A 15,025-nucleotide genomic window follows, 5' to 3' on the forward strand; every position below is an offset into this window, starting at 1 on the left:
TGTATATCGTGAGACAATTCCAGCTAAGAGTCCCAAAATAACAAGAGAGGAAATATTTAGGGATAAAAAAGAATCTTTAAGAGCAGAAATTTATCCAGCTGCTAAGAAAGATAAATTAACTGTTAGGACTTTTCCGGCTGAAGAAAAGAAAAAGATTTCTTTTTTCAGTATGTTTGAACCAGTTGGTAATAAATATATTAATAAGGAAGTCAAAAAGGTTGTAAATGGACAGGGAACGGCTAGAGAAGAAGAAGATGGTTCTCAAAAAGTATTTAGAGGAGATGGTTATACAAGAGATTCTAAGAAATATGGATCTCAAAAAAACTGGGTTGGATCTTTAGAGTGGGATGTTCCTGAATCAAAAAATGTACACGATAGAATATTAGAAAGAACTAATAAAGATGGCAGTAAATCATATGGTTATTCAGAATCGGCAGATTACCAAAAAATATACGAAATTAAACAGAAATAATTAAATATGAAAATTATTTTTAATGGTAAAAATAATGTTATACATTATATTAAAATAAAGAGACAATCAAATAAAACGATAGATCACATCTATATTTATCATTCTGACAATTTTTTAGTTGAAGATTTTCTAGTAGGAATTAATATAATAGAAATTATAAATAATACTATTATAGAGATTTCATACTTAAATATGATTCTTACAAAAGCCAGCATTCTTACAAAATCAAAAACATATACGAAGTTAGAAGGATTTATTAGGGAGGAAGATGGATATTTATATGATCAAGATATTATTGATACTCTTTATGATTGGGATAATGGTAAAATAATAGATTGGAGATCTAAATCTGAGAGGTTTAAAGCATCTTATATTAATGCTTGTTCTCTTGGAAATTATAGACAATTCAAATTTATAAATTCTGAAAATAAAATGTTAGACGGTAATAAGGTAAATTCTAAAAATGAACTTTATATTATGCTTGGAGAGCTTTTTTATGGGATAGGAGGTTTTTTTGGGAGTGGGCTAGATGGATTATATGATTACTTAATAGATGTGAGTAAAAATAATTCTCTTAATGAAATGACCCTTTTAATTATTAACAAAGAAAATCTTATTTTAAAATTAGATGAAGATTATTATAGAGCTTTTGTAAAAATTCTTAAAAATAAAAAATTTAATGTAATAGAGAAATAAAAAGATCTTCCTCGCTAGCGCAAGCATTTTGCTCGTCTCTGAGGCAATAAGTATAGCTAGACAATGATCTAGATAAAGAAAAGGCCGCTGCTGTTTTTGGGCAGTGGTCTTTAAATATGAGCTGTCTTATATTAAGCATTATTATGCAGGAAATCAGCCTCTCGCTGGTGCTTAGAATAGAAAACAAATCCCTTGCAGCAGTGAGGGCTTTGGTTTTACAGCAAGATGAAAATTGTATATCCCCGCTGCGCAAAGTCTTTGACTTTGAGCAGGTAAAAGTAAAACCACTGCAAATTGGACATGCCCTAAAAAGTGTTTAACTTTTTGGGGCATATCCAGATACATAGCTTTAGGAAAGGATTCATTTAAGTTTTTCTTTATAACAAATTCTGACAATGAATATAAGCATAAAGTTGATGTAGAAAAGTATAATGAACATTGGCTTTTACTGATAGATATTTCCGATTCTAAATCGAAGAGTTTAAGAATATTTCATGCTAATAGAGATGATTATCGTAAAGAATTAAAACTGTTTGAAGAAGAATTTATTGATAAACTTGAAAAAAGTAATGTAAGTTTTTCTAGTATTCCTCTTCGCTAGCACGAGCTTATAACTGGTGCCCAGAATGAAACCAACTGCGAAAAGTTTATAACCTTGAGCAGATAACATTAAACAAAGCTAACTTTTATGAGTTGGCTTTGTTTTTTTCCTAACGGAATGGCTGTGGTAAGATTGATCTTCAACACCCAGACCCAGAAATATGGGCTGTCTTATACTAAGCATTATTATGCAGGAAATCAGCCCCTCGCTGGTGCTTAGAATAGAAGCCAAAGCCCTTACATAGTGAGGGCTTTGCTTTTATAGCAAGATGAAAATTGTGTATCTTCGTATACAATGGTAGAGGAGAAAGATACGTATTGGTATCATCCTGATCACTTAGAGGGCGGAGCGTAAAGAAAAGGTCTGGTGGACCTTTTTAGCGAACGAGCCAGACTGTCGCGTAGGCGTTCTTTTTATTACCGGTTTAGATGGTGAAGTAACCCAGAATATAGAGTATTTCCCAAGCGGAGAAGTGTTTGTAGAAATCGACGGAGGAGATTCGCCGATTCCTTTAAAAACAATAAATAAGGAAAGAGGCAAAATCATAAGAATTCTTACAATACACCTTATAAGTTTAATGGTAAAGAGCAGGATGATGAGACGGGATATTATTACTATGGGGCGAGATATTATAATCCTAGGGTTAGCCTTTGGTTAAATGTGGACCCCGAAGCTTTTAAAGCACCACAAATCTCTCCTTATATTTATTCTTTTAACAATCCTATCAATTTTGTTGATCCTAATGGAGCTTGGCCTTGGCCGTTTTTAATAAGATCTTTTGCTCCATGGTCTTCATTTGGAGCTGTTAATCAATATGAAGGAGATAAAAGAGGCTATTCTACAAGCAGGAGTGCCACAGCAAGGGTTAATAGCCAATTTACATTTGATCCGGAAAAAGGACAAATAGGAAGTAGACGTACTTGGAGTAATTCAAGTGCTTGGAATATAGATACAGGGAATATTAGAGAGAAATATAGAGATACAGCCCATCCTACAGGAACCACAACTATTTCCTCAGTATCCAAAGATCAATATGGAATGACGAACTATATTTTAGATAATGTATATGCAGGATCATTACCATTGCACCCAGGGTTTGATATTGATGTAAATACGCGATTCAATATATCTGATGATAACAAAGGCACATTATATTTAAATGTAAATCAATCAGGAGATAACTTTCCTACAGCAGAAACACTTATTTATGATTCATCTGGACAAGGATTAATTATAGTTGTTGCACCTGCCGTAGGCAAATATCCAGAAGTAAATGTTGGAGGGGATGGGAATGCTCAAATGATGAGCTCAACAATGTGGATCCACTATAATGATAAAAGAGAATTTACTGGAGTTACGGTTTTAGGGAATAGTTCAACAACAAATTATACCCCTACTGAGTGGAATAACAAAATGAAAAGCTCTCCTGTACAACAAACAAAGTATATCAATGTGAATAAATGGTTAGACAAAATTAAACAAGTAATTCCATAATTTATGAAGAAATATATAATATTATTTATAGTTTTCCTTTGTTTATCATGTAAAACAAAAAATATAACGGAAATTGTATTAATTCCTAAGGGTTTTACAGGTAAAGTAGTCGTAATTTTTAATCAAAATTATGAAATTATGAAAATATTAGATAAGGGAGAAAGAGTTTATTTAATCCCTGAGGATGGGATATTATTAAGTAAATTTAGAAAAGAGAAAGCAAATTATAAGACACACTATTTCTTTGTAGATTCTTTGGGAAATAAAACTCCTATAGAATCACTGAGAGAGGTGAAACGAACGACCGTAAAAATTTATAATGAAGAATTTGGGGTTATGGGGAATTCTGATGATAAAAAAAGTTTAAGATATTTTGGGTTTTATGTTTCCAGTCTTGATAGTCTTGAGTCTTTTTTCAAATCAGATTATGAAAATGATTATAATAAACAGATTATGAAGAAAACAGGATATAATTTTTAATAATTATTAAATTAACATTCCCCCTTTGCTCGCGCAAGCTTTCAGCTCGTTTCCAGAATAAAAAAGAACTCTAGCAATAGCGAGGGTTCTTTTTTACAATATGGTTGTTTTTCCTATTTTAGAATATGAACAAAAGCTAAATTATATCCATCAAAGTCCTGTTATAAGTGGTTTTGTAATAGAACCATTGGAATGGAAATAGAGTAGTTATAGAAATTATTGTAATGATTATCAGAAGATATTGGAAATGGATGTAATTTTATAAAAGAATATCCAATTAGCACGCGCCAGCGGGGAGCACAAGGAGGGATTCAATCTGCTCCTTATATTGGAGAAGGGGATAATGCTCCTCATTTTGATTTAGCAAGACCCGCTACGCAAAGTCTCTGACTTTGAGCAATAACAAAAAGAGGTTCCCTCACTTTTGAGCCTCTTTACAGCAAGATGAAAATTGTGTATCTTCGTATACAGGGGTAGAGGAGAAGGATACGTATTGGTATCATCCTGATCACTTGGAGGGCGGAGCGTAAAGAAAAGGTCCAGTGGACCTTTTTAGCGAACGAGCCAGACTGTCGCGTAGGCGTTCTTTTATTACCGGTTTAGATGGTGAAGTAACCCAGAATATCGAGTATTTCCCAAGCGGAGAAGTGTTTGTAGAAATCGACGGAGGAGATTCGCCGATTCTTTTAAAAACAATAAATAAGGAAAGAGGCAAAACCATAAGAATTCTTACAATACACCTTATAAGTTTAATGGTAAGGAGCAGGATGATGAAACTGGGTATTACTATTATGGTGCGAGATATTATAACCCTAGAGTGAGTCTTTGGTTGAATGTGGATCCCTTGGCGGATTATAATCCGTTTATGAATGATCAGGCTTATATTGATGGGGAACATAATGGGGGAGTGTATAATTCTGGAAATAATAATCCGTATATTTATACCTATAATAGTCCTATTATATTTATTGATCCAAATGGAAAACAGGTTGTTACTCCTTTTATACCACCACCTCCACCACTAGTACCGGGGCCTATTGGGAAAAATCAAAATGGTCCAGTTTATTATAGACCAGGGATACCTTTTCCTCTTTTCGATACTAGATCGTTAGTAGGAGGGTTTAACAGGCAGACAGCTAAGAGTAGCGCTATAATTTTAGGATTTACAATAGTTGCTGTTGAAGGTTTTAAGGAAGTATTTAATAGGACAACTACTGGGTTGTCAGTGTTGTTTTCAGATAAACTTAAACCAGAGAAAGGATATTTAAGAGGGCAAAAACATGGCATAAAATGGCAAGAAGGAGATGCGAAAAAGGTTGCTGAAGATACAGGGTTACCTCAAGGTAAATGGGGAAGTAAGGAAGATTTAGATTATGCAGGAGAAAAAGCAGCAACGCTTCTTCCAGGACCAATAAAAAATGGTACGCCAACACCAGGCGACTTTAAAGATTTTCCGATTAATCCAGGTAGTACAAGTACGGTTTATAATCCAGATGGAACTCAATCTAAACCGGATATGATGCGTTTGAGAAATAATGGAAATGGAACCCTTCATGGATTTCCTATAGATTCAAAAACTGCAGAACCAATATATAATAAATCGAAATAATGTTTAAAATTATTACAAAAAAGGAAATGTTTTTAGGAAATTTGGACCTTGAAGATACGACGGTTACAGAAGCTATTTATACATTATATTTAAATGATAATATGATGATAAATATTAACTGGAATGGTTTTGTTATTCCGATGAATGGATCTTCTTTTTCTCAAGTATATAATGATGTAATATTAATGCTAGAGTTAATAATGAATGATGAAAAAGAATTTTCTATAAATTTTTTAGATAGCTGTTTTACTGCTATATGGAATTTTTCAACTTATGATGATATGATAAAAGTGGAAGCCAATTGGATAGCAATAGCTTCATATGGAGACATAAATGTGTCATTAGAAAATCTTTATAAAACCTCTAATACTTTAATCATAAAAAAACAAAATTTTATTGAAGAGTGGAACTCGCTTTTAAAAATTATTAAAGAAGATTTATTAAAAGTAGGATATAATGATACATTGGAAAATTTTGAGTATTTAAAAACTTTAAACTAGTACTGAATATTACTTTTAGTAATTACCAGCTACCTCTTCACTGGCAGAAACTTCTAGGTCGTGTCCAGAATTGAAACCAATTGCGTAAAGTTTAAAATCTTGAACAGATAATAAAAAGCAAAGCTAACTTTTATGAGTTGGCTTTGCTTTTTTTACCCAATTCTTTTAATTTTAGAATATTAGCAGAAATTTCATTTCATGAAAAAGGAGGCGCTTATTTTATAAGCTTTGCTACGGTATTCTGAAGTGATGTTTTTACCAGAATGGAATATTTTGATAGTATCACTAATGCATTGGATTATTGCAGGAAAAATAAGGAAACGTCTACTTCTCACGCTGCGAAAAGTATCTGATTTTGAGCAATAACAAAAAGAGGTTGCCACACTTTTGAGACAGCCTCTTTACAGCAAGATGAAAATTGTATACCTTCGTATACAGGCGTAGAAGAGAAAGATATCTACTGGTATAATCCCGATCACTTGGAGGGCGGAGCGTAAAGAAAAGTTCCGGTGGACCTTTTTAGCGAACGAGCCAGACTGTCGCGTAGGCGTTCTTTTATTACCGGTTTAGATGGTGAAGTAACCCAGAATATCGAGTATTTCCCAAGCGGAGAAGTATTTGTAGAAATCGACGGAGGAGATTCGCCGATTCCTTTAAAAACAATAAATAAGGAAAGAGGCAAAATCATAAGAATTCTTACAATACACCTTATAAGTTTAATGGTAAGGAGCAGGATGATGAGACGGGGTATTATTACTATGGAGCGAGATATTATAATCCTAGGGTTAGCCTTTGGTTGAATGTGGACCCACTAGCTGAATAGATAAATTCAGTTCCTGCTTCTGTTTTTTTTTGAAAATTATTTTTAAATAGTAAAAAAAACTCACCACAGGGAGGAGTTTGTGTTACCGTAAAATTCTGGTGGATGTTTCTATTTTCCATCACAATTTCTATCCTTATATTTGAATTATGAAAAAAGGGGTACTCGCATTATGTTTTGTTATTTTCAGCAGCAGTTATCATACACAGGTAACATCTTTACCGAAGATTGAATCCGGTGTTTCATATGAATTGGCTCAGCTGAGAAAGAATACACTCAGTGAGATTAAATATGAGCTCAGTCTGAAGATTCCTGAAAGCAAATCTGAGAGGATTTCGGGGACAGAAGTTCTTAGTTTTAACTATAAAAAACAAAATGAAGCTCCGTTGCAGATCGATTTTAAAGAAGAAGCTTCTTCGTTGGTATCGGTGTCTGTGAATGGACAAATGACAAAATCTGTTCTGGAAAATGAACATGTGATCATTGAGGCAAAATACCTGAAATCAGGGTTTAATCAAATCAATTTCACCTTTCTTGCCGGTAATGGAGCTTTGAACAGGCGGGATGGCTACTTATATGCTTTATTTGTACCGGACCGTGCGCGAACCATGTTTCCGTGTTTTGACCAGCCTAACCTGAAAGCTAATTATTCTTTAGACTTAACCATTCCTGAAAAATGGAGCGCCATAGCGAATGGGAAACTTAAGGAAACAAGTATACAACAAGGACAAAAAACCTTAAAGTTTAACCAGTCGGATTTACTTCCCACTTATCTCTTTTCTTTTGCTGCCGGAGATTTTAAAACTTCTACAGAAAAAATAGGAGAGCAGGACTCCAGACTTTTATACCGTGAAACAGATTCTGTGAAAATTAAAAACAGTATGGATTCTATTTTCTCGCTGTATAGAAACTCTCTTGCTTACTTTGAAAAATGGACCGATATTCCTCATCCTTTTCAAAAGCATGGAATGATTGCCGTCCCTGATTTCCAGTTTGGAGGAATGGAGCATCCCGGAGCCATCTTATTTCAAAATTCCACCTTGTTTTTAGATCAGAATGCTACTCAAAATCAATTGAATAACCGTTCCAATCTCATTGCCCACGAGGTGGCTCATCTCTGGTTTGGAGATATGGTGACGATGAACTGGTTTAATGATGTCTGGATGAAAGAAGTATTCGCCAACTTTATGGCGGATAAAAGTACCGGAGCTTCTTCGGATAAAAGTGTTTATGACCTGAAATTTTTAACAACACATTTCCCGGCGGCATATGGAGTAGACCGTACATTGGGAGCGAATCCCATCCGACAGGTTTTGGATAATCTTCAAAATGCAGGGATGATGTATGGCCCGATTATTTATAACAAAGCGCCGATCATGATGCGTCAGCTGGAATTATTGATTGGAGAAGAGAACTTCAAAAAAGGAGTGGGCGAGTATCTTAAAAAATATGCTTACAATAATGCAAGCTGGCCGGATCTTATTGCTATTTTAGACAACCATACACCGGAAGATCTGCAAAGCTGGAATAAAGTGTGGGTTAATGATCCCGGAAGACCCGTCATTGATTACGATGTGAAATATAAGGACAATACAATTGAACACTTTAGCCTTTCTCAGCATCCGGAATATGGAAAGGACCAAAAATTATGGCCTCAGGAGTTTCAGCTCAGCCTGTTTTATACTGACAGGGTAGAAAAGGTTAGTATAAAGTTGTCCAAAAAACAACAGGAAGTTCCAGCATTAAAAGGAAAAGCAAAGCCTCTTTTTATCCTGCAGAATTCTTCAGGAATAGGGTATGGGGTATTCAAAACTGATAAAGCAGTAATGACAAACTTTTCTGTAGTGAAGGATCCGATTAACCGTGCCAGCATATATATATCATTGTATGAAAATATGCTGAATGGTTCAGAAGTAACCCCGCAAGACTTACTGGATTTTTTTGCCGGACAACTGTCAACAGAGAATACAGAACTGAACCTTCGCCTGATTACCGGTTATATTGCTACTATTTATTGGGAATTCTTACCTGAGAATATACGGCTGAAGGAATCTGAAAATATAGAAAATATACTTTGGAAGGCTCTGCAGGCGCAAACGGCTAAAAACAACAAGAAAATTTTATTTGATGGCTATCAGGGGATTTTTCAATCTCAACAGGCCTATGATAATCTGTATACGATCTGGAAATCCCAGACTCCTCCGAAAGAGGTTTCTCTTAATGATGAAGATTTTACCAGCCTTACCCTTTCTTTATCATTACGAAATAACAGTAATAATGATTTGCTGCAAGAACAGCTGACCAGAATTAAAAATCCGGACCGGGTAAACCGTTTTAAAATTATTATGCAGGCAGCTTCATCAGATCAAAAAGTTCGTGACGATTTCTTCAACGGCCTTATTCAAAAACAGAACAGAACGAATGAATCTGCTGTAGGAGCTGCATTGGGCTACCTGCACCATCCACTGAGACAACAGACTTCTATTCAGTATCTGCCTAAATCCTTAGAACTGTTACAGGAAATACAGAAAACAGGAGATATCTTTTTCCCGGATAACTGGCTGCGGTCAACATTTAGTAATTATCAGAATCTAAAAGCACTTGAAACGGTTAATCAGTTTCTTTCGCAGCATCCGGATTATAATGCGATTCTGAAGAATAAAATTCTGCAGGCAACAGACAATCTGAAGAGGGCTCAGGCATTGGTTAAATAGAACCGTGCTGGTTCTTAGATAAATACAAGAACCCTGGTAAGCTTGCCGGGGTTTTTATATTGAGAACATAGCCTGTTTTGCGATACAAAACCTCCGTTTTTCAAAAAATAACTATCTTCGGCTTCATAAAAAAAATGATATGCAAGTATATGAAGGGATTTCTGTGGGGTTGTATCTGTTATTGATGATAGGTATAGGCATCTATTCTTATAGAAAATCAACCAGTAATTCAGAGGAGTTTTTAATTGGAGGAAGAAAAATGGGCGCAGCCGTTACAGCCCTGTCTGCCGGAGCGGCTGATATGAGCGGCTGGCTGCTGATGGGAGTTCCCGGTGCTATGTATTTATCCGGAATTTCCAGTTCATGGATTGCGATAGGTTTAACGATTGGGGCTTATCTCAACTACATCATTGTAGCACCAAGGCTCAGGATTTATACCGAGGTAGCTCAGAATGCCATTACAATACCCGTGTTTTTCGAAAACAGGTTTAAAAATAAAAACCACCTTCTGAAGATCACTTCCTCTATTTTTATTCTTGTATTTTTTACACTCTACACTTCAGCGGGGATGGTTTCCGGAGGAAAACTGTTTGAATCGGCTTTTGGAATGGATTACACTGTAGGATTACTGGTAACGAGCTTAGTTGTTGTCTTATATACCTTTTTAGGAGGATTCCTGGCGGTAAGTCTTACCGATTTTGTACAAGGGACGATTATGGTGTTAGCCCTGGTTATTGTACCGATTGTAGCGATTTCTGAAATCGGGAGCTTTCAGGAAACATTTTCACTTATTAAAGCGAAAGATCCTAAATATCTGGATTTATTCCAGGGCACTACCACAATAAGTATAGTATCTTTATTAGCCTGGGGACTTGGGTACTGTGGGCAGCCACATATTTTGGTACGTTTCATGGCGATAGATAAACCTAAAGATTTGATCAAGGCAAGAAGAATAGGGATTACATGGATGATTTTTACCGTGGCCGGTGCTTTAGCCATAGGTTTGGTTGGGATCGCTTACCTGCAAAAATTCGATATTGCAACGATGATGAAATTTGATGGGTCAAAGACAGAAGCGGAGACTATTTTTATTTATTTCTCCCGCATATTATTCCATCCGTTTATTGCAGGATTCCTGCTTACGGCTATTCTGGCAGCTGTAATGAGCACTATTTCTTCGCAACTGCTGGTAACCTCCAGTTCATTAACGGAAGATATTTATAAAGCTTTTCTGAACAAAAAGGCAACACCCAAACAACTATTGATTACCAGCAGGGTTTCCGTGTTGTTGGTTGCTGTTATTGCCGTTCTTTTATCATTGGATCCTAAAGACAGCATTCTTAACCTGGTAGGAAATGCCTGGGCAGGTTTTGGTTCCGCATTCGGTCCTCTGATCCTTCTGTCTCTTTTATGGAAGAAAACAACCTGGCAGGGAGGCTTTGCCGGGATGCTGGCAGGAGGAGTAACAGTACTGGCATGGGTCTATTTTCAGCATCCGTTTAAAGACTGGTACGAAATGATTCCCGGTTTTACGCTTTCATTACTTACCAATATTATTGTTTCTTTACTGACCTACAAGCATGATACAGTGATTGAGAATGAATTTGATGAGATGAATAAAATAATGAAGGATTAATATTTCCAACCGATATACAACATAAAAAACAAACCCTTGCGGACAGCAGGGGTTTGTTGTATACATTAAAGAACCTCAGGTCTGCAAAAAAGATTAAACCCATTCTTTTTCTACCACAAATAATACACCCAAATCTTAAAATATCACCTTGAAAGGGGTAGATCTGACTTATTCTGTCAGCTTCTTCTTTAAAAGCAATATGCAGAATGCTAATGTGATGCATATAATGCTTGGCCATACAATACTTCCAATACCATAATGGGAAATCCAGAATCCTCCCAGTAAAGTTCCTGCTGTTACGGCAAAATTACCACAGGACGTAAAAATACTGTTGATAAATTCAGGAGAACCGGAAGTGGAGGAAGTAACATTGATATTACTGATCAGAAAACCTCCCGAATGAATCAACCCCCAAAATGCGATGATTCCAATCATAGGAATAAAAAAAACTCCGTAATAAAAAATCAATAGATAAATACCCAATAATAGGATTAAAAAAATAAGGGTAGTTTCAAAAGGAAACCGGGACATGTATTTTCCTGCCATTTTATTTCCTGCAATTCCTACGGTTCCAAACAGGAAAAACATTATACTGATCTGTCTGCCATTCATTAGGGTAATATTCTTTAAAAAATCAGCCATATATCCATACGTAGAATACATTGCCATTATGGTAAAAAATGCAAGAAAAAGGCTGGTCCATAAAGGGATATTATTAAGTGTTTTAAAGCTAAGTCCTGTTGATGATCCTGAAGTATTCTGAATAGAGGGTAAAAATAACTGAACGCCTGCCAGCGCCAATATATTAATGAAAGCAGTCAGAAAAAAAGAGGCTTGCCAGGAGATCAGGTCAGACATTAAAGTGGCTAGCGGGACCCCAAGCACTGTTGCCAAGGTGAGCCCGGAAAAAATAATACCGACTGCCTTTGATTTGTTTTCGGGAGCGGAAGTTTTTTCAGCAACAGATAACGAAATAGACCAATATACCGGATGGAAAAATGCAGGAATCATTCTGACAGCCAGCAGTATATAGAAATTGGTAATATAAGCTGATAAAACATTAGCTGCAGCAAAAATAAACAGAGAACTAACCAGCAAAGGTTTTCTTCTGAAAGATGAAAAGAGAATGATCATAAAAGGCCCGAAAACCGCCACAATCAATGCGAAAACACTTAACAGCCATCCTGCTTTGTCAATCGGGACGTGAAATGCAGAAGCTATTTCAGGTAATATCCCGATGACCCCAAATTCTGTGGTGGTAATCCCAAAAACACCTAAAGCAAGGACATAAAGATTTCTTTTTGATTTCATATTTTTTTGTGCAAATTTGCAAAATGGGCTATCAGAAAACTATATACTTACCTTTTAGTTCTATACTCACCTTTATGAAAGGGTAACTGTAAAAACTATTATTATGCCTGAATTTTTTCATGATAAAAGACTGTATTATACGCCTATTGAGTTTGCGTTAAGCCATATTGGAGGAACCTGGAAAATGCCCATTTTATGGAGACTGCAGGAAAAACCACTTCGTTTCAGTGAGCTTAAAAAAGATATTCCCCATATCACGGATAAGATGCTGACCAGCCAGCTTCGGGAGCTGGAAGCCAAAGACATGATTCATCGTGAAGTATTTCCGGTAGTTCCTCCGAAAGTAGAGTACAGCCTTACCGAAAAAGGAAAGAAAGCGATTCCGGTTATTGAAACCATTATGATGTTCGGATATGATCTTATCAAAGAAGAAGGAATAACCTTTCCTCCCAAAGAAGGAAAGAGTCTCAGTGAGAAAGATGGCATACGAGGCAAATAATTTTAAAACTCAATATATATCAAACTCTCTTTTTTCTTATCTTCACATGAATGGATAAAAAATCTGATTCAATAGTATGAAATTAAAACTGGGGATATTAGATCAGTCACCTACGTCAATGGGTGGTAACGCATCATCGGCATTGACCAACAGTATTAATCTCGCTTTATTAGCTGAAGAAACAGGATTCCATAGTGTAATGTATGCAGAACATCATGGTGTAGAAGCATATGGCAGCTCAAGCCCTGAGCTTTTAGCGGCTATTATCCTGAGTAAAACAAAAAGGATAAAAGTAGGAACAGCCGGAATTATGATGAGAAACTATTCAGCTTATAAAATAGCAGAATGGACGAAACTATTGGGAAGCATATATCCAGGGCGCTTTATCCTCGGATTGGGGAAAGCTCCCGGAGGACTGAAAGATGCGGTGATGGCCTTAAATAATCATAAACCTGTAGTTTTATCCAATATGGAAACGAAACTTCAGGAGATCATTCAACTTATCAAAGAAGAAAAAGGAGTTTATGAAAGCCTTATTGCACAGCCTACACATCTACAGCACCTTCCTGAAATTATTTGGCTGGGTTCCGGAATGACATCAGCCATTGAAGCAGCAAAACACGGAATAGGATATTCTTTTGCTGCCTTTATGAACAGTGAAAACGGAAAAGAAAATACAGAGGCTTATCTTCAGAAATTTGACCGGACTCAATATACTTCCAGCCCTTCATTGCAGGTTACGGTAGCTGCTTCTGTGGCAGAAACTATTGAAAAAGCCACACGTAACGCATATGGGATGGCTTATCAGTTTTTGCAGTCAAGACAATTGGTCAGTCCGGAGGCCCTTTTTCCGCCTGAAATTGTAGAACAAAAAGTCCTGGGAACTCAGGATGAAAAAGAGTTTTTTAGAATTTTAGACCGGATGGTGATAGAGACTTCTCAGTCGATATCAGCAAGATTAGAGCATATTGCTGAAAAATACAATACAGATAATATTCTTGTTCTAAGTAATATGTACCGGGAAGAAGACCGGATCAGTACCTACCAGAACATTATTAAAAATAATAAATAGCTGCATTTCCGTTTCATATGGAAATGTATGTATTCCAATCATTAACCCTATGAAATAAAGATGGAAAAAGACACTCCAGCATTATATATTATTACCGGCGGTCCGGGATCAGGTAAAACCACGCTGCTTAATGAACTGGGCAGAAACGGCTGTATCACGGTTCCTGAAGAAGGACGGAGAGTGATTAAAGAACAGCTTAGTATGAACGGTGAAGGCTTACCCTGGATAAACAAAAATCTTTTTGCCAAACTGATGTTTGATGCTTCTGTAGCAGCCTATCAGGAAATAAGCCGGATTCCCGATTTGAAAACGGCTTTCTTTGACCGGGGAATATTAGATACAATCGGCTATCTCAAAACGGAAAATATCCGTGTTCCGGAAGAGATGAAAATACAAGCCAGCGCAATGGTTTATCATAAAAATGTTTTTATTCTTCCACCCTGGGATGAGATTTATGAGAACGATCCGGAAAGGAAGCAGACTCCTGAAGAAGCGATACTTACCTTTAATTGTATAAAGGAAACCTATCTGGAATTTGGGTATCATTTAATAGAGGTTCCTAAAGATACACTACAGCGGAGACTTCAGTTTATTCTTGAAAAAATTGGGATAGATAATTCTGATTCAGTGATTTTGTAGACTATTATTTTGTAACTTGATCGGGTCATTGAGTCTCCTTTTAAAACAATAAAGCTATGAATATCAGAAGAATGAAAGACGAAGATCAGAAATTTGTTATAGCCCTGCTGGATCAATTGGGATACTCTGATACAGAAGAATTTCTTTCTCAAAAAATAAAAAAACTTTTAAACGACCCTAACGAATATCTTAGCGTTGCAGAAAATTCAGAAGGCAGGGTTGTTGCTTTTATTTCTGTCCATATTATTCCGCAGATTGCTCTTAAAGGAGATTTTGCAAGGATCAGTTATTTTTCGGTAGATGAAAACTACAGGAGTTCAGGGATAGGAAAGCTTTTGGAAGAATACTGTGAGAAAGTAGCCCGGGAGAAAAACTGCGATAGAATAGAGGTGCATTGTAATTTCAATAGAGAAAAAGCACATCGGTTTTATTACAGGCAAGGCTATACAGAATCACCTAAATACCTGATCAAAAAACTTTAA

General features: G+C 36.1%; 13 protein-coding genes and 3 pseudogenes. 15 read left to right on the plus strand and 1 reads right to left on the minus strand.

Annotated features, from left to right (window positions below; translation table 11 throughout):
* The 11 genes and pseudogenes from MP478_RS08175 to putP form a co-directional block, all read left to right on the plus strand.
* Positions 1-472, plus strand: a 472-nt coding sequence (locus MP478_RS08175) for a hypothetical protein (protein WP_257200157.1), incomplete at its 5' end; no start/stop codon positions are given.
* A gap of 6 nt (positions 473-478) precedes the next feature.
* The gene (locus tag MP478_RS08180) at positions 479-1,168 is read left to right on the plus strand and encodes a barstar family protein (RefSeq protein WP_257200158.1); all 690 of its coding nucleotides are present in this window, start codon (positions 479-481) and stop codon (positions 1,166-1,168) included.
* 116 nt (positions 1,169-1,284) lie between these two features.
* Positions 1,285-1,488 (plus strand): hypothetical protein, encoded by a 204-nt coding sequence (locus MP478_RS08185; RefSeq protein WP_257200159.1) that lies wholly within the window; start codon positions 1,285-1,287, stop codon positions 1,486-1,488.
* A gap of 368 nt (positions 1,489-1,856) precedes the next feature.
* Positions 1,857-1,988: a hypothetical protein gene (locus tag MP478_RS08190; protein ID WP_257200160.1), complete on the plus strand. Its 132-nt coding sequence runs from the start codon at positions 1,857-1,859 to the stop codon at positions 1,986-1,988.
* A gap of 330 nt (positions 1,989-2,318) precedes the next feature.
* Positions 2,319-3,263, plus strand: a pseudogene (locus MP478_RS08195) (RHS repeat-associated core domain-containing protein); the annotation flags it as partial.
* Between the two features lie 3 nt (positions 3,264-3,266).
* On the plus strand, positions 3,267-3,743 hold the full coding sequence (locus tag MP478_RS08200; RefSeq protein ID WP_257200161.1) for a hypothetical protein: 477 nt from the start codon (positions 3,267-3,269) through the stop codon (positions 3,741-3,743).
* Positions 3,744-4,515: 772 nt separating this feature from the next.
* A pseudogene (locus MP478_RS08205) lies at positions 4,516-5,352 on the plus strand (hypothetical protein); the annotation flags it as partial.
* Positions 5,352-5,852 carry a hypothetical protein gene (locus MP478_RS08210; protein ID WP_257200162.1) on the plus strand — a complete coding sequence of 167 codons (501 nt, stop codon included), beginning with the start codon at positions 5,352-5,354 and terminating at the stop codon, positions 5,850-5,852. The pseudogene MP478_RS08205 and the gene MP478_RS08210, both read left to right, overlap by 1 nt.
* Positions 5,853-6,540: 688 nt before the next feature.
* Positions 6,541-6,675: pseudogene (locus tag MP478_RS08215) on the plus strand (RHS repeat-associated core domain-containing protein); the annotation flags it as partial.
* A gap of 146 nt (positions 6,676-6,821) precedes the next feature.
* On the plus strand, positions 6,822-9,386 hold the full coding sequence (locus MP478_RS08220; RefSeq protein ID WP_257200163.1) for a M1 family aminopeptidase: 2,565 nt from the start codon (positions 6,822-6,824) through the stop codon (positions 9,384-9,386).
* Positions 9,387-9,525: 139 nt separating this feature from the next.
* Positions 9,526-11,022, plus strand: a complete 1,497-nt coding sequence (gene putP / locus MP478_RS08225; protein ID WP_257191400.1) for a sodium/proline symporter PutP — start codon at positions 9,526-9,528, stop codon at positions 11,020-11,022.
* Positions 11,023-11,190: 168 nt separating this feature from the next.
* Here putP and MP478_RS08230 read toward each other — a convergent pair whose 3' ends face one another.
* On the minus strand, positions 11,191-12,333 hold the full coding sequence (locus MP478_RS08230; protein ID WP_257200164.1) for an MFS transporter: 1,143 nt from the start codon (positions 12,331-12,333) through the stop codon (positions 11,191-11,193).
* 103 nt (positions 12,334-12,436) lie between these two features.
* Here MP478_RS08230 and MP478_RS08235 point away from each other — a divergent pair, with 103 nt between their 5' ends.
* The 4 genes from MP478_RS08235 (at position 12,437) to MP478_RS08250 (ending at position 15,025) form a co-directional block, all read left to right on the plus strand.
* Positions 12,437-12,832 carry a helix-turn-helix domain-containing protein gene (locus MP478_RS08235; protein WP_230038530.1) on the plus strand — a complete coding sequence of 132 codons (396 nt, stop codon included), beginning with the start codon at positions 12,437-12,439 and terminating at the stop codon, positions 12,830-12,832.
* A gap of 76 nt (positions 12,833-12,908) precedes the next feature.
* Positions 12,909-13,904 carry an MsnO8 family LLM class oxidoreductase gene (locus MP478_RS08240; protein WP_257191402.1) on the plus strand — a complete coding sequence of 332 codons (996 nt, stop codon included), beginning with the start codon at positions 12,909-12,911 and terminating at the stop codon, positions 13,902-13,904.
* Positions 13,905-13,964: 60 nt separating this feature from the next.
* Positions 13,965-14,543: an AAA family ATPase gene (locus MP478_RS08245; protein WP_257191403.1), complete on the plus strand. Its 579-nt coding sequence runs from the start codon at positions 13,965-13,967 to the stop codon at positions 14,541-14,543.
* 56 nt (positions 14,544-14,599) lie between these two features.
* Complete coding sequence (locus tag MP478_RS08250) at positions 14,600-15,025, plus strand: GNAT family N-acetyltransferase (protein WP_257191404.1); 426 nt, start codon at positions 14,600-14,602, stop codon at positions 15,023-15,025.

Origin of the sequence: Chryseobacterium sp. WG14 (assembly GCF_024586945.1) — a bacterium.
Taxonomy (GTDB): domain Bacteria; phylum Bacteroidota; class Bacteroidia; order Flavobacteriales; family Weeksellaceae; genus Chryseobacterium.